The 19,187-nt window shown below is 54.5% G+C and carries 15 protein-coding genes; 11 read left to right on the top strand and 4 right to left on the bottom strand.

Features of this window, described 5'->3' with window-relative positions:
* Positions 1–14: 14 nt before the first annotated feature.
* Positions 15–1,697 (bottom strand): FMN-binding glutamate synthase family protein, encoded by a 1,683-nt coding sequence (locus tag ACJJIL_RS07095; RefSeq protein ID WP_445361527.1) that lies wholly within the window; start codon positions 1,695–1,697, stop codon positions 15–17.
* Between the two features lie 98 nt (positions 1,698–1,795).
* Positions 1,796–2,956, bottom strand: coding sequence for a saccharopine dehydrogenase family protein (locus ACJJIL_RS07100; RefSeq protein ID WP_445361528.1), 1,161 nt, complete (start codon positions 2,954–2,956; stop codon positions 1,796–1,798).
* Between the two features lie 210 nt (positions 2,957–3,166).
* On the opposite strand from ACJJIL_RS07100, the gene ACJJIL_RS07105 reads away from it, so the two are divergent.
* From ACJJIL_RS07105 to ACJJIL_RS07115, 3 genes are read left to right on the top strand one after another with little or no spacing between them, the layout of a single operon-like run.
* Positions 3,167–4,471, top strand: a complete 1,305-nt coding sequence (locus ACJJIL_RS07105) for a condensation domain-containing protein (RefSeq protein ID WP_445361529.1) — start codon at positions 3,167–3,169, stop codon at positions 4,469–4,471.
* 34 nt (positions 4,472–4,505) lie between these two features.
* The gene (locus ACJJIL_RS07110) at positions 4,506–5,306 is read left to right on the top strand and encodes a glycosyltransferase (RefSeq protein WP_445361530.1); all 801 of its coding nucleotides are present in this window, start codon (positions 4,506–4,508) and stop codon (positions 5,304–5,306) included.
* A gap of 24 nt (positions 5,307–5,330) precedes the next feature.
* Complete coding sequence (locus ACJJIL_RS07115; RefSeq protein ID WP_445361531.1) at positions 5,331–6,272, top strand: NAD-dependent epimerase/dehydratase family protein; 942 nt, start codon at positions 5,331–5,333, stop codon at positions 6,270–6,272.
* On the opposite strand, the gene ACJJIL_RS07120 is transcribed toward ACJJIL_RS07115, so the two are convergent.
* The gene (locus ACJJIL_RS07120) at positions 6,269–6,994 is read right to left on the bottom strand and encodes a UDP-2,3-diacylglucosamine diphosphatase (RefSeq protein ID WP_445361532.1); all 726 of its coding nucleotides are present in this window, start codon (positions 6,992–6,994) and stop codon (positions 6,269–6,271) included. The two genes, ACJJIL_RS07115 and ACJJIL_RS07120, sit on opposite strands and share 4 nt — an antisense overlap.
* 35 nt (positions 6,995–7,029) lie before the next feature.
* A complete protein-coding gene (locus ACJJIL_RS07125; protein WP_108733726.1) occupies positions 7,030–7,539 on the bottom strand; it encodes a peptidylprolyl isomerase in 510 nt (169 codons plus the stop codon).
* A gap of 213 nt (positions 7,540–7,752) precedes the next feature.
* Here ACJJIL_RS07125 and ACJJIL_RS07130 point away from each other — a divergent pair, with 213 nt between their 5' ends.
* The 8 genes from ACJJIL_RS07130 to ACJJIL_RS07165 all read left to right on the top strand — a co-directional run bounded on the left by ACJJIL_RS07130 (position 7,753) and on the right by ACJJIL_RS07165 (position 19,070).
* Positions 7,753–9,426 carry a glutamine--tRNA ligase/YqeY domain fusion protein gene (locus ACJJIL_RS07130; RefSeq protein WP_445361533.1) on the top strand — a complete coding sequence of 558 codons (1,674 nt, stop codon included), beginning with the start codon at positions 7,753–7,755 and terminating at the stop codon, positions 9,424–9,426.
* 86 nt (positions 9,427–9,512) lie between these two features.
* Complete coding sequence (cysS, locus tag ACJJIL_RS07135) at positions 9,513–10,889, top strand: cysteine--tRNA ligase (RefSeq protein WP_445361534.1); 1,377 nt, start codon at positions 9,513–9,515, stop codon at positions 10,887–10,889.
* 114 nt (positions 10,890–11,003) lie between these two features.
* Positions 11,004–11,192 (top strand): DUF3012 domain-containing protein, encoded by a 189-nt coding sequence (locus ACJJIL_RS07140; RefSeq protein ID WP_108733723.1) that lies wholly within the window; start codon positions 11,004–11,006, stop codon positions 11,190–11,192.
* A gap of 15 nt (positions 11,193–11,207) precedes the next feature.
* Positions 11,208–12,635: a Wadjet anti-phage system protein JetA family protein gene (locus ACJJIL_RS07145; RefSeq protein ID WP_445361535.1), complete on the top strand. Its 1,428-nt coding sequence runs from the start codon at positions 11,208–11,210 to the stop codon at positions 12,633–12,635.
* Positions 12,628–13,392 (top strand): DUF4194 domain-containing protein, encoded by a 765-nt coding sequence (locus ACJJIL_RS07150; protein WP_444911089.1) that lies wholly within the window; start codon positions 12,628–12,630, stop codon positions 13,390–13,392. The genes ACJJIL_RS07145 and ACJJIL_RS07150 overlap by 8 nt, the downstream gene beginning before the upstream one ends.
* Positions 13,393–13,547: 155 nt before the next feature.
* Positions 13,548–17,195 carry an ATP-binding protein gene (locus tag ACJJIL_RS07155; protein ID WP_445361536.1) on the top strand — a complete coding sequence of 1,216 codons (3,648 nt, stop codon included), beginning with the start codon at positions 13,548–13,550 and terminating at the stop codon, positions 17,193–17,195.
* Between the two features lie 42 nt (positions 17,196–17,237).
* Positions 17,238–18,440: a Wadjet anti-phage system protein JetD domain-containing protein gene (locus ACJJIL_RS07160; RefSeq protein WP_445361537.1), complete on the top strand. Its 1,203-nt coding sequence runs from the start codon at positions 17,238–17,240 to the stop codon at positions 18,438–18,440.
* 168 nt (positions 18,441–18,608) lie between these two features.
* A complete protein-coding gene (locus tag ACJJIL_RS07165) occupies positions 18,609–19,070 on the top strand; it encodes a 6TM ABC transporter family protein (protein WP_444897771.1) in 462 nt (153 codons plus the stop codon).
* Positions 19,071–19,187: the final 117 nt, after the last annotated feature.

The raw sequence follows: 19,187 nt of genomic DNA on the forward strand, positions 1-19,187 counted from the left end.
CAGATTGGGTGGGGCTAGCGGTTAATAGCGCGGCGGATTGACGCGTACTTGCCTTCTTCGAGCTTGATCGCAGGCTGAAAACTGTCTGCCTGTGCGGCCAGCCACCAGTGCCAGTAGGGCGTATCTTCCGGTGCGTCGATTAGGGAGTTGGTGTCGAGAAAATGCCAGATACGATCTATCGGCCTGGATTCTGCGCCATTAATTCGGTGAACCAGGTGATAGGGTTTCAGGTCCCGGGGATCGGTAAGCCCTGCGCCGGCCACTATATCCCCCAGTGCTTCGAGAGTTTTTGCCTGGAAAGCAGCCGCCCTTTTACTCTGCACATCCACCACCAGCCCGCGCTGGCGCCGAGGATCCTGGGTGGTAACACCAGTTGGGCAGGTATCCGTATGGCAGCGCTGGGACTGGATACAGCCCACGGAAAACATAAATGCCCGCGCCGCATTGCACCAGTCAGCGCCAATGGCCAGGCATTGTGCCAGGCCGGACGCGGAATAAACCTTGCCGCTGGCAGCCAACTTCACTTTGTCTTTCAGGCCCGCCCCTACCAGGGCATTTCGTACGATAATCAACCCTTCCAGCAGCGGCATGCCCACGTGGTTGGACAGCTCCAGCGGCGCTGCGCCGGTGCCGCCTTCGGCGCCGTCCACAACAATAAAGTCCACCAGTTTCCCGGTCTCGTGCATGGCCTTCATAATGGCCATCACTTCGTAGATGTGCCCTACACAAAGTTTTATGCCTACCGGTTTGCCGCCGGAGAGTTCGCGCATTTGCTCGGCGAATTCAAGCATTTCAATGGGGGTGGAGAACATGGAGTGCGCGCGAGGGGAAACGCAGTTCTGCCCGGGTGTAACCTTGCGGGTGGAAGCGATCTCCTGGGTAACTTTGGCGCCGGGTAAAACCCCACCGTGCCCTGGTTTGGCGCCTTGGCTCAATTTAATTTCCGTCATTTTGACCTGATCGTTGCAGGCCTCGCGGAATAGATCCGGGTTAAAGCTGCCGTCATCGTTGCGCGCACCGAAATAACCGGTACCCAATTCCCACACTAGGTCGCCGCCGTGCTTGCGGTGATAGGGGCTGATACCTCCCTCACCGGTATCGTGATAGAAGCCGCCAATTGAGGCTCCCTTATTCAAGGCTTCTACTGCGGCAGCGGACAGAGCGCCAAAGCTCATGGCAGAGATATTTAACAGGGCGGCGGAGTAGGGCTGTTTGCAGCGGCCCGTGCCCACTTCAGTACGGCAGGAAGTGTCTGCATTTTTTTCGGGCTTCACCGAGTGAGTGAGCCAGGTATATTCCTCACTCTGCACATCTTTTTCAGTGCCGAACGGATGCATATCGGAAAAACCTTCAGAGCGGGCGTACACCAGTCGTTGGGCTTCAATGCTGTAAGGGCGCCCCTCCTCATCACCCTCGACCATATAGGCGCGGAAATAGGGACGCAGGTTCAGGAATATCCAGCGAATGCGGCCGGCAACCGGGAAGTTCCGCGTAATGCTCCAGTGGGGTTGGAGCATATCGTAGATTCCCAGTAGTACCAGTGAAACGCTAATCAGTAGAGCCACCAGCCACCAGGCGCTGTCTGTAAACGTGAGCACCAAGAAGAACGGGGTCAGGATGAGAGCGGTAATGGGGATTATTGCGCGCTTTATACCATTCCGGCCGGAATAGGCGCACCAGGGGTTGGAGCTACTCATAAAATCAGGTTCAGCATCGTTACATAAAGTTCCGATACTGAACCTAGATCATTTGTAAGGGTTCTGCCTTGATAAGGTCAACTAAAGGGCTTTTTCCCCTAGCTCGCCGCCAACGCAGGCAGTGAATTTTGCTCTGCAGGTAAAAACTCGATGGCAGTGACGATGGAGTAATCCTTCAGTTCATCCAGAATTTCATCCAGCTTCAATAGTTGCCAGCATGCGCGCGCGCCACTGTCTGAAATCTCACCGCGAAGGAATTTTCTCGCTAAAGCCACTGCGGGTGCTGCAGGAATCCAGACGCCATCGCCATCCATTCCGAGTATTTGCCACTGCCTACCAGCTGTCCTACCGTCAGCATCTTCACCCAGTGCGCGGACAATCATGCCGCCGTGAGAGCTGCCACCAGGCCAGCGGGCACTCAATTTATGGGCAATCTGTGCGATGCGGGAGCTTGTAGCGGGCAAATTTAGGCGCGAGAGTTGGGCGCACAAAGACAGGCCGGCCTGGAGAATCAGGGGCTCTGTCCCCGTGGAAAATAGTGCTGTGTTTAAATCTGGCAGGTACCTGGGGCACAACTCCAGGTCGGGTACCTCAAAGTCACACAGCCAGCGTTTTCCCACAGGGTGGGCAAGACTTACCGAGCGCAGGTGATTGCCGGCAAATGATTCTCTCCAGCGCCCATCCCGCAATTGGGGGAAGCTCTCCCCCAGTGCTTCAAAACCGGAGCGCACGGTGGCGAGGCCGCGTTCTACCTTGTGTGCCGGAGCAATTGCCGCCTGCACGGAGCGAATGACCGGTAGCTCTTTCTTGATCTCAACTATGGCTGCTGAACTGAGGCCGGGCAGGCTGCTGGCACCGGATACCATGGCGATACCGGCGGCCTCGGCGGCCGGGGAGAGACGGTGAAAATCACATACAAAGCGGCGTGCATCTGAAATATCGATGTAGGGTGTGCGGGCTTCAATGCAGGCTTTGGCCACCCGGTAATCGGTTTCTCTCTGGTAGGGGCCTGCGCAGTGGATTAATAAATCCAGGTGCAAGGCTTTCAGTTGCGCAGCCAAGTTGATGGAGTCCCGCTCCAATCGTAACCCCTCGGCGAGGCCACCGAGTGATTGCGCGCAGCGGTCTGCCCGTGTCTTGTTATGGCCGGCAATAATCAGCTGGATATTGGGCTCAGAACTCAGCATTTGTGCAATACGTGCACCGAAATTACCGTAGCCGCCGAGAATCAATACGCGTTTATTCAGGTTATTGATCACCTGGATGGAACTCCTGCCCCTTATAGTTTGTAGAGATCATGCATCGTGCCGGTGACTTAAATCAAGAGAATCTTGTCTGCGCCTTCAGCATACCGCCGTTGTCATCTCACTGTTTTGTATATTCTAAAAGTAACGTTCCCGATGATCTTGTGCAGTTTTATCAGGCACATTAATGATCTCATGTCGGGCAAATGATTTTTGGAGACCAGAATGGCCGGTTGGAGTTTATCGACTCAGGTCCCCCTATCGATCACTGAGCAGCGTATTTATGATTTGCATCACCGCAAGGATCTGGTCGACCTAATTACCCGCGCGATGGTTTTCAAAGGAGAATTCGATGTTGAACTGTTTAAGAAGTCTATTTCAGAGGTGGTAAACACCTATCCGATTTTTCGCTGTCGTTATAGCGGGGAACCGGCTGTTCGCTCCTTTGTAGATATTGAACTGGACTACATCGACATTCGCCACATAAGTGATACTCACTTCGAGAGCTTTTTGCGTCAATTTGGTAGCTCGCCAATGGATTTGACGCAGGACCAATTGTTGGGACTCAGTGTTCTTCGCAGTGGAGAAGATGAATACATTTTCTTGACCAAGTGTCACCACATCATTGCCGATGGGATTAGCTTGTCACTCCTCTGGTCTGAATCCTTGACTCACTATTTGGATAGTGTGAAGGGTAAGGATTATCAACCCAGGGTGGAAACTGCAGACTTTGCTGATTATGTGAATTATGAAAATACCTATCTGAGATCGCCGAGGGGGGATAAGGCGCGAAATCTTTGGCAGCAAAAGTTGCAATCCCAAAAAGATAAGATAAAGCAGTTGCCCCAATCGGAAGAGACCTCGGTTATTTGTAGTGAAGTAATCCAGCACATAGATGAGATTGAGCTGGAGCAGATAAAGGCATTGGCCAGCTCGGAGAATGTGAGTCTCTTCGCCTATCTAGCGGCTGCATTTCAGCAAGTTTTATGTGAATTCATACCTCACTCTTTTTGGATGAATGGCAATTTATCCCTTCGGCTAAAGAGAGAGTATCGGGAAGTGTTTGGCCCCATGTGCAGGTATGTCAACCTGATGGTTTGTAGGGATGAATCCTGGCAGGAGAAGCTCACGCGCCTGTCTGCGGAGATAAAGTATGCCATGCGCACGGTTTATGCTGCTGATGCAATTGGGCCTCACGGCCTGATTGGCCATCACCTCGATGCATCCCATTGCTACTTGGTGACTTTCTTGCAAACAGAAGAACATCGGGAAGGTTTTTTTGCGGTCTATACCGGTGAAACTTCTGACTGGGTCAAATTGAGTGACCACTTGAAAATTCGCATTGTCCCCCTGGCGACGCGCTTAACGCCATATGGCATCTATCTATCTATTACCGTCTTTGGGAAGCAGTTGCGCTCGAGCTTTATCTACAATGAAAATTGCTTTGAACAAAAACAAGTAGAAGCAATGGTAAGTCGCTGGTGTGACAGATTATTGTGCGGACCTGAAGATATTCTACCGCCGCTGTAAATAACGCTGTATAGGGACTCTAGAGCCAATTGTTATGTCAAGATGTGCCTTTGTGACCCTGGTTAATAGTCCTGATTATGTGATAGGTGCGCAGGCACTGAAACACTCATTGGATCGTACGGCTAGTGCCTATCCGTTAATTTGTATGGTGCCACCGAACAGTTGTGATCCAGCGCCATTGGAAGCGGCGGGCTGTAAGATAAAAGAAGTTTATACGCCTCGCTTTTCCGATGAGTTTATCCATCGCCATAAACGCGATTCTTTGCACCGGCGCGCGCCCTTTGACAAGGGTAGTAAGCCCGCTTTCCACGACCCATTGAATAACTTTTGCAAATTGGCACTGTGGCAATTGACCCAATTCGATAAGCTTGTTTTCCTGGATGCGGACACCCTGGTATTGCGCAATATTGACCACTTGATGAATTATCCGGAATTTTGTGCAGCGCCCAATCTTTACGAAGACTTGGATGGATTTCATCGTATGAATTCGGGATTGTTTACTGCGGTACCGAGTGAAGCGACCTACCAAAAAATGCTTGAGCAACTGGATCGACCAGGGGTTTTCTGGCGGCGCACAGACCAGACATTTTTGCAGTCCTTTTTTCCTCGTTGGCACGGCCTGCCTTATATCTATAACGCCTTGCAATACCTCTACCTGAATTTACCGCAGCTGTGGCAGTGGGACAGTATTCATGTCATTCACTACCAATATGAAAAACCCTGGCAAAAACAGCACTCAAAAGTTGAAAAGCTCAAGCCCCTGATCGACTTGTGGTGGGCGGTTTACGAAGGGCGAGATATCGCCGTTGATCTGGATGAGTTAGCCCGTGCTTAGAAAATAAAATCGAGAGAGGGAATTGTGAGAATAGGGATAACTGGTGCGAGTGGCTATGTGGGGCAATTTCTAGTCAGGCATTTTTTACGGCAGGGCTATGAAGTGCGAGCATTACTGCGCAGGGAGGAAAGTGCAGCTCTTTTTCGCAGTATTGCTTCACCCAGATTGGCGTGGAGTGTCGGGGATATTACTTCTGATACAACACTACAGACATTCGTCAGCAATCTGGATGTGGTGGTGCATGCAGCTTTCGAGCATCTTCCCGGGCGCTATCGAAATGGGGAGGGGGAAGATCTCGAGGGTTTTTTACATGTAAACCTCAATCAAACCCTGGCATTAATCCGATATGCCTATGCAGCGAAGGTAAAAAAATTTGTGTTTATTTCCAGTCGTGCCGTTTATGCCACTGGAAAGTTGAGCGGTTCTTTAAGTGAGGAGCAGGTTGTTCAGCCGGATACTTTCTACGGCGGCTATAAAGCAGCTGTGGAAGCCATGTTGTCTGCTTGGGCGTATCAGCGTGGCTGGCATGCGGTTTCATTGCGCTTAACTGGAGTTTACGGGCTGGTGAGTCCACTAAGTCGCAGCAAGTGGTATGACATCGCTCGAGCTGTGATATCTGGGGAAGCCTATTTAAATTCCCGGCTTTCAACGGAAGTGCACGGAGAAGATGTGGCGCGGGCGGTAGAGCTTTTACTGGAGCACGAAGATGCCCGGGGGCGGGCAGTAAACTGTAGTGATTGCCAGGTTAGCAGTCGCGAGTTGGTGAAGATTCTAAGATCGATCTCTGGACAGCAGGGACCGCTACCTCCCCAGCCACAAGTGAAACCGCCGGCAGTGATGGATTGCGCTTATTTACAGGGGAAAGGTTTTCAATTTGGGGGTGTACAGCGTTTGCGGGAGACGCTTGAGGAATTGGTAGAGGCTGTGCAGCAACAGCAGAGCCTCATCCAAAACGCCGGCTCCTAGCCGATCGGCCAGTGAATCAACTCCAGTGAGTCGTTGTCCGCTTTCAGGCACCAGGCATTCTTATCCCAGTCTCCCAGCACAATACGCTCCGCCGGTTCACCGTTGATCGTCAACGCGTGGCGGGCGGGCCGGTGGGTGTGGCCGTGGATCAGTCGAAGCACATTGTGCTCAAGCATCACCCGCTCCACTTCTTCCTGGGTTACATCCATGATGTCTTCGGCCTTGCGGCTGTTCATACTCTTGGATGCCATACGAATCTGCGCGGCAATAGCGCGGCGTTCCTGTAGGGACTTGGCCAATAGCTCTTGTTGCCACTTGGGGTCCCGGGCCTGGCGGCGGAACGCCATATACTCTTTGTCGAGGGTGCAAAGGCTGTCGCCGTGCATAAGCAACACGCGCTCATTACCGAGGGACAACGCAGTCGGGTCCTGAAGTAAAGTGGCTCCCGCGCGCTGGGCGAAGTCGCTACCCAGCAGGAAATCCCGATTGCCGTGCATCAGGTACAACTCTACGCCGGTACCGCTATAGCGACTTAACTCGTCAATCACTTCGCGGGCTAGCGGGGCATCGTCGTCGTCGCCAACCCACGCCTCAAAAAAGTCGCCGAGAATATATAGCGCCTCAGCACCGGCAGCTCGCCCGTGCAGAAAATCAAAAAACGCCCGGGTTATATCCGGGCGTTTTTCGTCGAGGTGCAAGTCAGAAATAAAATAAGTAGACAATGTCCCCGCCTTAGAGTCGGTACTGACCCGTGGAATTACTTATCGGCGTAGGCGTCAGAGATGCTGATACCGGTGATTTCGATAGTCTCCAGGGGTACGTCCTGGTGGAAGCCTTTGCTGCCGGTTTTAACGTCTTTGATTTTGTTGACCACGTCCATGCCGTCGACAACCTTACCAAATACGCAGTAACCCCAACCCTGAGAGTCTTCGCTGCGGAAGTTCAGGAAATCGTTGTCCTTAACATTGATAAAGAACTGGGAGCTGGCGGAATGCGGGTCCATAGTGCGGGCCATGGCCAGGGTGCCAGTGTCGTTCTTCAAGCCGTTGTTGGCTTCGTTTTCGATGGAATCGCGGGTTTCCTTCTGCTGCATGTCCGGAGTCATGCCGCCACCTTGGATCATAAAGTTGTTGATCACCCGGTGGAAGACAGTGCCGGTATAGAAATCGTCACGGCAGTACTGCAAAAAGTTGGCAGCAGTCTTGGGTGCCTTTTCGAAATCCAATTCGATGGCTATATCTCCATGGGTTGTGTGAAGGGTGATCATAAAATGTCCTATGAGGGTTGATTTGGGGCGGCATGATACCTTGTAGTCTGTAGCTGTAAAATGCTGTGTCGGAATATCTGTGTCAATTGCACAAAAATCAAACGCTTGCAGTGAATTTCTATGAAAAGCGTTCCTTCAAATTCGATATTCTGTCTCTCAAGTAGGTTATAATTCGCCGTTTACGTTCGCACAGCTGTAAATTAAGAGAATCCTATGACATCCGAGAGCAAGCCAGCTCACTTTTTACAGAACCTTATCCGTGAAGATCTGACTGAGGGCCGGGTTACGCAGATCGCGACCCGCTTCCCGCCGGAGCCCAACGGCTACCTGCATATTGGCCACGCCAAGTCCATCTGTCTGAATTTTGGTCTGGCGCAGGAATTCGGTGGCACCTGTAATTTACGCTTTGACGACACCAACCCGGCCAAGGAAGAAGAAGAGTTTGTCGATGCGATTAAGCGCGATGTCTCCTGGCTCGGTTTTGAGTGGAATGGCGAGGCGAAGTACTCCTCGGATAATTTTGATCAATTGTACGAGTGGGCGCTGCACCTGATTAAAGATGGCAAGGCCTACGTCTGCGACCTGTCCGCAGAAGAAGCGCGTCACTATCGTGGCACGCTGAAAGAGCCGGGCAAAAACAGCCCCTTCCGCGATCGCTCTGTCGAGGAAAACCTGGCGCTGTTTGAAAAGATGCGCAACGGTGAAATGGAAGAGGGCCAGTGCAGCTTGCGCGCCAAGATCGATATGGCCGCGCCGAATATCAACCTGCGCGACCCGATCATCTACCGCATCAAAAAGATGGCCCACCACCAGACTGGTGATAAGTGGTGCATTTACCCCAGCTATGATTTCGCTCACGGACAGTGTGATGCGATTGAGGGTATCAGCCACTCCATCTGTACCCTGGAGTTTGAAGATCACAAGCCGCTGTACGATTGGCTGATTGAGAACCTGCCGGTGCCTTCGCGCCCGCGTCAGTATGAATTTGCACGCCTGCACCTCAACTACACCGTGGTGTCCAAGCGCAAGCTCAAGCAGCTGGTAGACGAAGGCCATGTGGACGGCTGGGATGATCCCCGCATGCCGACCCTGTCCGGTATGCGCCGTCGCGGCTTTACCCCGGCTTCCATTCGCAACTTCTGCGAGATGATCGGTGTAACCCGCTCCGACTCAGTTGTCGATGTGGGCATGCTGGAATACAGCATTCGCGACGATCTGGATAAAAATGCACCGCGCGCCATGTGTGTGATGGAGCCTTTGAAGATCACCCTGAAAAATTACCCGGAAGGCCAGGAAGAGATGCTGTCAGCACCCGGCCACCCGGTGCGCGATGATCTGCCGGCCCGTGAACTTCCTTTTGGCCGCACTCTCTATATTGAGAAAGAGGATTTCCGCGAAGAGGCCAACAAGAAGTACAAGCGTCTGGTGCTGGGCAAAAAAGTTCGCCTGCGCAACGCCTATGTGATCTTTGCTGAAGAAGTTGTGAAGAACGATGCCGGTGAAATTGTTGAGGTGATCTGCTCGGTTGATCTGGACACCCTGGGCAAAGACCCGGCCGACGGCGTTAAGCCAAAGGGCGTTATTCACTGGGTATCTGCGGACAACAATGTCGATTGCGAAGTGCGTCTATACGATCGCCTGTTCAATGATGCTGCGCCGGATGCCGGAGGTAAGAACTTCCTCGACTGCGTAAACCCGGACAACCTGCAAGTCCTCAAAGGCTGTAAGGCCGAGATTGGCCTGGCCAAGGCGGAGCCGGAGCAGGGCTACCAGTTCGAGCGCAACGGCTACTTCTGTCGCGACAGCAAATACGGCAGCGCGGAAGCGCCGGTGTTTAACCGCACCATTGGTCTGCGCGACAGCTGGGCCAAAGAGCAAAACAAATAGCAAAGCGGAGAGCTGCCCGAGCGGCAGTTTTCGCGGCTGGGCCAATGACTGGCCCGCCACACAGCAAAAAGAATTCGAGAGAAAAGATGTCTCTACAGGTCTACAACACGTTTTCCGGGAAGAAAGAACCCTTCGTACCACTGGTGAAAGATCAGGTGCGCATGTATGTGTGTGGCCCCACCGTGTACAACCGCGTGCATATTGGTAATGCCCGCCCTGTGGTGGTGTTCGACACCCTGTACCGGGTACTGAAAAGAAATTTCAGCGATGTGATTTACGCGCGCAATATCACCGATATTGACGACAAAATCATGAAGACCGCGCGGGATAACGGCGAGGAAATCGGCGTGCTGTCAGCGCGCTATGCCCAGGCTTACTACGAGGATATGGCCGCGCTCAATAACCTGGAGCCGGATATTGTCCCCTACGCCACCCAGCACTTGCCGGAAATGATCGCGATGATCGAAAGCCTGCTGGAGAAAGGCCACGCTTACGCCGCCGAAGGCCATGTGCTGTTCGCCGTGGAATCCATGCAGGAGTACGGCCAGCTGTCCAAGCGCTCCCTCGACGATATGCTCGCCGGTGCGCGGGTGGAAGTAGCGCCTTACAAAAAGTACGCTGGCGACTTCGTACTGTGGAAGCCGTCCGCCGATGACGAGCCCGGCTGGGACAGCCCCTGGGGCCGTGGGCGCCCGGGTTGGCACCTGGAGTGCTCGGCCATGATCAAGAAGCACCTGGGTGACACTATCGATATCCATGGCGGCGGTCGCGATCTGACCTTCCCCCACCACGAAAACGAGCGCGCCCAGAGCTGCTGCGCCAATGGTGTGGATTTTGTGCGCTACTGGATGCACAACGGCTATGTAAATATCAATGGCGAAAAGATGTCCAAATCCCTGGGCAACTTCCGCATGGTCAAAGACCTGCTGAGCCAATACCCCGGTGAAGTGCTGCGTTTTGCACTGCTGTCTGCCCACTACCGCTCAGAACTGAATTTCAGTGCTGATTTGCTGGATCAGGCATGGCGCACCCTGGATACTCTCTATGGCGCACTGCGTGAAACGGAAGCGGTTGAGGCTGAAGCGGTAGATCTTAACGACACCGCCTTTATCAAGGCGTTGGAAGACGATCTGAATACGCCGATCGCCATCAGCGAGTTGCACCAGATTGCCCGCGACCTGAACAAAGCCGATGAGGCGGATAAAGCACGCCTGAAAGGCTTGCTGCTGGCCGCTGCAGATATGCTGGGCATTCTCCAGCAAGACCCGGAAGCCTGGTTCAAACAGGCCCGTGGTGGAGATGAAGGCATTTCTGCCGAAGAAGTTGAAGCACTGATCGAAGAGCGCGCACAGAGCAAGAAGAACCGTGACTTTGCCCGCGCCGATGAGATTCGCGAAGAGTTAAAATCCAAAGGTGTGGTGCTTGAGGATAGCCGTGAAGGGACCAAGTGGCGTCGCGAATAGCGCGGTCGTACTCCGAGACACGGATAGACTTGAGACACCGATAGATTTTCCCCGGCTTGGCACATTGCGGCCGCCGGGGAAGTGAAATTCGAATTTCATTTGTAGAAGCGAACCATGAAAAAAGTATTTGTCCTGACCAGCGCTGTTATCGCCCTTATCGCACTGACCGGCTGTGAGCCCAAACGGGGTTCCGATGCTTGGTGCGAGAAAATGGATGGCATTCCCAAAGGGCAGTGGACTTTTGACGATACCCGCGACTACACAAAATATTGTGTCTTCAACCAAAAGCCGGAAGAGGAATAAGCGGGCCTATAGTCGTTGTTCTTCGTCGATTCCTACCAGCACTTCTTCCGCCCGCTGACCGGTAAATACCGCGAACAGGTGGTTGAGTGCTTGCGTCTTTTGTATGAGCGTCTGTACACCGCCAAGGCTGACTACGGTGAGTCTCTGCTGCGCGAACAGATTCTGGAAATTTTTGCCGAGGCCCTGACCCGCGCGCCCCAACTCGACAGCGAGGACGGCGTGCAGGACCCTGAGGGCCGCTTCCGCAACCTGCGCGATCAGGCCGTCTGGGTACTGAACAGCCTGGTGGAGTTCGGTTGGCTGGAGAAGCAGGTGGACAGCGCCACGCTCACCGCCACCTATCCGTTTAGCCGCCGGGGCCGCCTTTTTACTCAGCCGCTGGTTGAAGTGAACGGCACCCGTGTGCGCACCCGCCACCGCAATACCCGCAACACCTTAAATGCCCTGGAAGCCTTTGCCAGCCGAGGTGAAATCCACGACTTGATCGATGCCTGGGAATACTCCGAGCGTATCGTGGCGGATTTCACCGATATGATCGCCGAGCTGGAAGAGCGCAAGCGGGAAATGGTGCGGGAAGCAGAGGCCCAATTGCTGGTGCAGCAGGCCACCGATGAGTTTTTCTCCTTTATGGAGAGCCGCTTCCAGCCGGACCTGGCTATCCGACTGTCTGCGGACAGCGTGGAAAAACATCGCGATTCCATCAATCGGGTGATTGACTGCATTCGCCGCAAGGAGGATATGCAGAAAGCGGAGTGGGAGAAGCGCCTGCGCCAGCTGCTGCCGGAATTGATGCAGCCGGGCCAGTCCCTGTTGTGGCTGATGCTCGATACCATCGAAGACCGCATGCGCCGCGCCTGCGAGGTAAAGTTGCCCGCTTTGCGCCGCGCACTACAGGGCTTTACCAAGCGCGCGGATATTATTATTCGCCAGCTCAGCTACCTGCACAGCCAGGCTGAAGGTGAATTTGCCGACCTGTGCCAGCGTCTCGGTGAAAGCCAGCAAAAAACACAAATTCTCGAGCAGCTGGGCGAACAGCTAGGTGGCTTCCAGTTGCGCCTGTTTGACCCCAAACAAACTCAGCTGTGGCAGCGCAACCGCCGCCAGCCGGTGAATACCCGGGTCGAAGATGAAACCCCCATCGGTGAAGAGAACCGCCGCGAGATCGAGCTGCAACAACTGCTCGACCAGGCGTTTAATTTCAACAACAGTAACCTGCGCGATTACTTGAGCGATGCCCTCGGCACCGGCCGCCAGATCAACAGCCGCAACCTGCCATTGCGGGATGCGCGTGATCTGCTCGCTATGAGCCATGTGATCGAAGCAGCGGCGGTGAACCAGAGCGGCGCCGCCGACCTGCAGGTGAAATTTACCGGTGAAATCGCCAGCAATGATTATTTCACCGAATTTGACGAATATATCCTGGAGCTGAAAAACAGTGATTGAACAGGCTTTGGAAGAGGCCCTGGCGCAGTGTCGCCTGAACCGCAGCGAATTTTCCGAGCTGTTGGTGCGCCTGTTGGATTACGGCGTTATCTGCCGGGATGAAAGCGTAATTGAGACCACCCTTTACGATCGCTTCCAGCGCTGCGAGCAGCTGGTGCGCGAGTGGTTGGCCCCGCTGGGGTTGCGTTTGCAACACGACAGCCGTTTCCAGTTTATCCGCGTGTATCCGCCCGGCGCCGAAGTGCCGGGCCTGCCGGATCAGGAAGAGCCGCACCACGGCGGCTTCCGCGCCCGCCTCAGTCAGCAGGAAGTGGCCGCGATTCTCGCCCTGCGAGTGGAATACGATAAAGCGCTGCGGGAAGGGCAGGTGGATGAGAGTGGTTGCGCCGCGCTATCGATGGAAGCCCTGGAACTGGGCATGCGCAACCTGCTGAAAATGTCCCTGCCGGATAAGCACGCCGAGCGCAAAAACCTGCTGAAGAAATTGCGCCAGCTGCGTCTGGTGCAGTTCAGCAGTGAAGAAGTGGAGACCAGTGCGGAGGTTTGGTTGCGCGTACGCCCGACCATCGCCCACTTTGTCAGCGAGTCGGTATTGCACCAGCTGATCGACAGCGAAGTCCCGCCCGCAGTGGAGAGCGGGGCCACTCAAGCTGATGAAATTGATGAGGCTGAAGAAGTAGAAGAAGAGCAAGCGCTCGAACGCATCACTCCAGAAGTCGAAGATAACAGCCTGTTTGAGAGTGAAGCCGCCTCCTAGTTGAAAATAGAGGCCGCACTAGCGGCTATAAAAAATCGAAAACATTCGACCGCCCGGGTTTGCGTAAATCGCACCCGGGAGCCTCGGAGAAGGGTGTCGGCTTCCCGCCTGCAAAAAGACCCTGCTTTTGAAAAGACCGTTTTTTTGAAAAGACTATGTTCCTAAAAAAACTGATCCTGATTAACTGGGGCAATATCCCGCAGTTGGAATATGATTTCGGCCCGATCAACCTGTTTTCCGGTGGCAACGGTTCCGGTAAAACCACGGCGGCCGATGCTATCCAGACATTGATGACCGCCGCCCACGACACCCTGTTTACCTTTAACCCGGGACAGGATGAAACCACCCAGCGCGGGCGCGGTGGCAAGCAGGTGCGGACGCTAGCTTCCTATGTACTGGGTTGTGACGACGGCAGTTACGCCCGTGTCGAGCCCACCGACTGTTACATTGCCGGTATTTTTCACCCCACCAGCGGTGAAGACGATGCTGAGCCTTTTACTGCAGTGATGGGTATTCGCGCACACCTGGATAACAGCAGCAAACCCGCCCAGGCCCGCCAAAGTGATTTGCGCTTTTTCGTATTCCCCGGCGAACAATTGGTGATGGGGGATTTTGTCCGGGATTACACCGATGGCAAACACCTGTTGCCGCTGGATAAATTCAACCAGGTCCTGAGCAAGCAGTTCGAAAAAGTAGAGCAGTACGACAAGAAAAAGGCCTACCTGCGCCGCCTTTACGGCGCCCTGCGCGGACGCCGCGATGCGGTCTCCGATCGCGAGGCCATGCACGCCGCGCGCACTTTTGCCAATTTTATGGCCTACAAGCCAGTAAAAAGCATCAACGATTTTGTCGCCCAGGAAGTATTGGAAAAACGCGATCTGGGTGATGCCATCCGCTCCGTATCCGAGCTGATGAAAACCATTCACAGCATGGAGCAGGAAGCCCGCCAGATTGTGGAGCGGGTCAGTTCCCTGGAGGCCATCGCCCAGTCGGTAGAGCTCTACCGGGAGCAGTGGTTGCAGTTGCGGGTGCAGGAATATTTGTGCGCACGCCACCGCCAGCAGCGGGTGCAAAAGAGTTATCTGAGCGGTAAGAACGACCAGAAAAAACTGCGCAGCGATCTGGACAATAATGAGCGTGAAGTGCGCGTCGCCTCCGAACGCGTCGAGCAGCTCAATGGCCAGCTGGTAGAGCTTCAAGCCCAGCGCCTGGGTATCGATGCGCTGCGCAATAAGGACGAACTGGAACAGCGCATTAACAATGCCCTGAGCCTTCTGTCCCGGCAGCACACCCCCATGTCTGCCGAAGAAGCCCGCTGGCGCGAGAACCGCGAGGCCGCTGAAGAATTATTAAACCTGCTCAACTCCACCTCCGCCGAGCTGGAAATTCCCGCCTTCGCCGATAAGGCACTGGTGCAGGCGATCAAGCAGGTAGCCCGCGAGGAAGACCTGCCGGATTTGCACAAGTTGCTGGGCAAGGACTGGATCGATCTGGCCGCACTGGAGCCACTGCGCGAGCGCGCTGCCAGCAGTGAGGCCCTACAGAACCGCCTCTTCGACCTGCTGGATAGCAGTGGTAAAGCTGGCGCCAGTGATGAGGTTTCCCCCAAAGAGCAGATTGCCCAGCAGGCCTCCCGCTGGGAGCAAAAAGTGCAGCAACTGCAAAAGCAGCTGCGCACCCAGGAAAGTCGTATTCAGCATCTCCAGGCCAACCGCGTGCGCTACCCCCAATCGGTGGAAGTGGCCCTGGCCGCAATTCGCGAACAGTGCCCAGAGGCGGAGCCCCGCGTCCTGTGTGATTATGTGGAAGTGCTGGATGAGCGATGGCAGATGGCGATTGAAGGCTATCTGGGCGGCGCGCGTTTCTCGATTATCGTGGAGCCGGAACACGAGGCCCGCGCGATTCGCATCGTGCGCAGCCTGCCCGGGCGCAACAACCGCGCCCGCGTGATCCAGGGGGACAAAGCCCGCCGCGATGCGGAGCGCCTGGATATGCCGTCGGGCTCCATTATCGAACTGATGGAGTTCACCCATAAAACTGCCGAGCACTATTTGCGCGCCTCTTACGGTGCCGTGGTGCAGGTGGAGGATGAACACGAGCTGCGCGGCACCCGCCGGGGCCTGACTGCCGACGGTATGGCCAGTGGCAACTACAGCATGTGGCGCTGCGATATGGACGATGCCGAGTTGGTATTCGGCCAGGGCGCCCGCGCTCGCGCACTGGCGGCGCAGCAGCGCGCTATGGAGCAGTTGCTGGAAGAGGCCGCCCACGTCAACGAGCGCCACCAGCTCTACCGTCGCGTTACCAACGCGGTGCGCGGACTGGCGAATATCAAGCTGTTGTCCATTGTGGATACCGCCCTGGCGGCCCAGCGGGAATGGCGCAGTGCCGAGCGCGCCCTGGAAAACCTGGACCTGAAGGACTTCGAGCAGTTCGAGCAGCAGGTCGATGAACTCAAGGCCCAGCTCAAAGATCAGCAAAAGCAGCTGTCGGACCTCCAGCGCAAACATGGCTCTCTGGAGACCAAGCTAAGAAGCAACGACAAACTCTTATACGCGCTGTCTGGCGAGCTGGAGTCCCTGGACGATGCTGCCAGTGACAGCGAGGAAATGGTAAGGCGTATTACCGCCATCGATCCCACTTTCGATGCCGAGCAAGTACTGGTTACTGCCGATGAGCAGGTAGAGCGCGCAGCTGACAACTTCGACTTCTCAGCGGATATCGAAAGTTGGCAGGGGCAGCTGGAGAAATACAGTCGCCAGTTGGATCGCGCGGTGATGGAGTACAACGCCACCTGTGCCAGCGTCGATACCCTGGTGTTTGAGCCAGACTTGAGTGGCGGCCATAAAGACAACCTGTTCAAGTTGATCAGCGGTCTCGGCGATCAGGTAGAGACCCTGCGCAACCGCCTGAAGAACAACCTGCTGGTGGAGCGCCACGATCAATTGCTGGGATTGAAAAAATCCTTTAACACCACTTTTGTAACCCACTTGTGCCACGCTATTTACCAGTCCATTAACGATGGTAAGCGCGTGTTGGATGATCTGAACAAAGAGCTGGAACACCACCGCTTTGGCGCCGACCGTGAGCGCTTCCGTTTCGACTACCAGTGGGTGGCGGAATTCAAGGAGTACTGGAGCTTCTTTAAGGCGGTAATTGAACTGCCGAATCTGGGTGAAGAACAGAGCTTGTTCGACACGGACTTGGCACCCAAGCACCGCAAGGTGCGGGATCGCCTGTTGAGCATGCTGCTGAGTGAAGACGAGCAGGTAGCGCGGCGCGAGCTGGATCGAATCAGCGACTATCGCAACTACCGCAGCTATGAGATCTATAAGGAACCGGAGGGCAAGGAGCCGATTGCGCTCAGCCAGTACGGCACCGGTTCCGGCGGTCAGCTGGAAACGCCGGCTTATATTATCCGCTCCGCAGCGGTCACTTCGGCCTTCCGCTTTGGTGAGAGTGGCAGCCATTTGCAAATGGTGCTGGTGGATGAGGCCTTCTCCAAAATGGATGAGTCCCGCTCCAAGGAAGTGATCCGTTACCTGACTGAAACCCTGGGCTTACAGCTGCTGTTTATTATGCCCAGCAGTAAATCCGGGCCTTTTATGGATCTGATCTCGAATCAGTTTGTATTCAGTAAGTGCCCCAGTGCCAAGCCCATCGGTCAGCTGAATACCCGGGTGTATGTGGATCGCAAGGTGTGCAACCAGGAGCGTATCGCCGAACTCTGGGCCAATCACCGCCGCACGATTCGCCAACAGGCATCGCTGGATTTTATGGACCTGGTAGAAGTAGAGGGATAGGTATTTTCGGGGGAAACCCCTCCATTGGCAGGGAGGCAACCGATGGAAAAGACATTGCCCTATTGGGTAGAGGAAAACCCGCTGTTAATCGGTATCCTGAATTTTATTCTGGATCGGCGGGACAGCCAGCTGGAACGCGGCAAGGAAGCCCGCATTAGTTTCAGGCTGGATTTGCGCGCTGGCAGTAAGCGCTGGTTGGAAGTGTTGGAGCCCCTCAGGGACCCCGATCAGGACGAGCAGGAGCTGTGGAATGAATTGCAGCATTTTGCGCGGGAATACCAGTGTTTTACGGTAAAACCGAATCCGAAAAGGCGGCCGGGTATTGCCGAGTGGCAGGGGGCCCAATTGATTTTTCGGGATGCCAGCGAGGAACAGCTGCGCCTGTGGCTCAATCGCCCATCCCCCACCGTTCGCCAATCCGCCTGGACCAGCCTGCTGGAACCCTATGTCGATCGCTTTGAAAATCCCTCTGCTTTTCCCCTCGAAGGCTTGGAGCTCCAACCGGGGTTTGATTCCGTCGAAGAAATTATTGCTTGCTGGGTGTCCGTCGGCAAAGAGCTGATCTTTGCCGATAAAATTTCCTGGCGACAATTAGCCGCGCGCTGCTTTAAAGGGGATTCCAAATACCTGGAATTACCCAGCCGTCAATCTCTGGTGCGCAATCTCTATCCTGACCTGAGCCGTAAAATCCAGGAGCGCCAGCTTTTACTCCACGCCTACCTGCCCAGGCAATTTGAGCAGGTCATTTTTATCGAAAACCAGGACACTTTTATTAGCCTGGCGGAGCTGCAACCCAGTCGTGCTGCGCTGGTTTATAGCGAGGGCTACCAGGGCGGCGCAGAACGGATTCGCAATGGGGAGAGGGTGCGCTTCAGCACTATTAATGTGGTTAGTGAAAATATCCGGCAGCAATTCCTAAGCTGGTGGCAAGATGGGGAATCCCGAACGGTTCCAACATTTTTCTGGGGGGATCTGGACTATGAAGGATTGCGGATTGCCGCAGCGCTGAGAAAGAGCTTTCCCGACTTGCAGTGCTGGCGCCCGGGCTACGATCTGTTACTGCATTTTCTGCGCACGGGAAAAGCCCATGCTCCGGAGCAGGCGGAAAAGGTGGGGCAAAAGCTGGTGCAAGCGATTGGTTGCCAATACGCAGATAGCACTCTGCTGCCAGCAATTTCAGGCAGCAATCGCTATGTGGATCAGGAGGCGGTTGAGATTGGGGAGCTGGCTGGGACATTAGTGTGAATATGTCGCTATCCGATAAATTTTAATTGTTCGTTTTTATGGAATGGTGACTATCAAGGCGTCAGCGGGCGTTTGAACTTGTTTTTTATGCGCAATTTCTCGGAAGATAGAAAAAATATGCTGTAAAAATGCCCCTCAGAATAACAAATGCAGTTTCCGGAGTTTGCTATGCGTCAGTTTTCCATCCTGGTCATTTTTGCGTTGGCCTTTGGCGGCGCCGCCGTGATGTACGAGAAGGAAAGCCGTAAAGTAAAAGGTGTGTTGACCCAGATTACTGAACTTCAGGCGCAGATGGGTGATTTACAGGCGGAGATCAACCGCCTGAACAGTGAATTGGAAACCGTGAAGCTTGCGGAGCGCCGCCGCCCTAATCTGAGTGCTATGGCCAACCGTATTCGCCGCGAAGGTAGCGGCAATCCCGCACAAGTTGCGCCCAAGCCAAAAGTGGAAGACCGCTTCGAAAAGTCGCGCAACCTGATGCAATCAGACGTTACCAGCGCGCCGCCGGCTATCCAGTCGAACACTCGTAGCAACAATGATGAAAGCGAGTGGTCTCGCCCCACTGTAGATGCCGATGAGTATCGCGGTGAGACCGGTGAAGAGCCCGCAGTGGTCGATCCCTACCAGTAATTTTGCACTCTGCATATTGATTCCCTCGCCAAAGCCCGCAAAATACCTGCCTCCCGCAGGATACTGTTTTGCGGGTTTGCCAGTTTTAGCTGACACGATTTGAAATTATAAGTGGGC

Source organism: Microbulbifer maximicatervae (SeqCode), assembly GCF_052468095.1.

Coding starts and splice junctions, on each gene's coding strand:
- ACJJIL_RS07095 (WP_445361527.1), bottom strand. CDS start 1,697: ATGAGTAGCTCCAACCCCTGGTGCGCCTATTCCGGCCGGAATGGTATA.
- ACJJIL_RS07105 (WP_445361529.1), top strand. CDS start 3,167: ATGGCCGGTTGGAGTTTATCGACTCAGGTCCCCCTATCGATCACTGAG.
- ACJJIL_RS07110 (WP_445361530.1), top strand. CDS start 4,506: ATGTCAAGATGTGCCTTTGTGACCCTGGTTAATAGTCCTGATTATGTG.
- ACJJIL_RS07125 (WP_108733726.1), bottom strand. CDS start 7,539: ATGATCACCCTTCACACAACCCATGGAGATATAGCCATCGAATTGGAT.
- ACJJIL_RS07130 (WP_445361533.1), top strand. CDS start 7,753: ATGACATCCGAGAGCAAGCCAGCTCACTTTTTACAGAACCTTATCCGT.
- cysS (WP_445361534.1), top strand. CDS start 9,513: ATGTCTCTACAGGTCTACAACACGTTTTCCGGGAAGAAAGAACCCTTC.
- ACJJIL_RS07140 (WP_108733723.1), top strand. CDS start 11,004: ATGAAAAAAGTATTTGTCCTGACCAGCGCTGTTATCGCCCTTATCGCA.
- ACJJIL_RS07155 (WP_445361536.1), top strand. CDS start 13,548: ATGTTCCTAAAAAAACTGATCCTGATTAACTGGGGCAATATCCCGCAG.
- ACJJIL_RS07160 (WP_445361537.1), top strand. CDS start 17,238: ATGGAAAAGACATTGCCCTATTGGGTAGAGGAAAACCCGCTGTTAATC.
- ACJJIL_RS07165 (WP_444897771.1), top strand. CDS start 18,609: ATGCGTCAGTTTTCCATCCTGGTCATTTTTGCGTTGGCCTTTGGCGGC.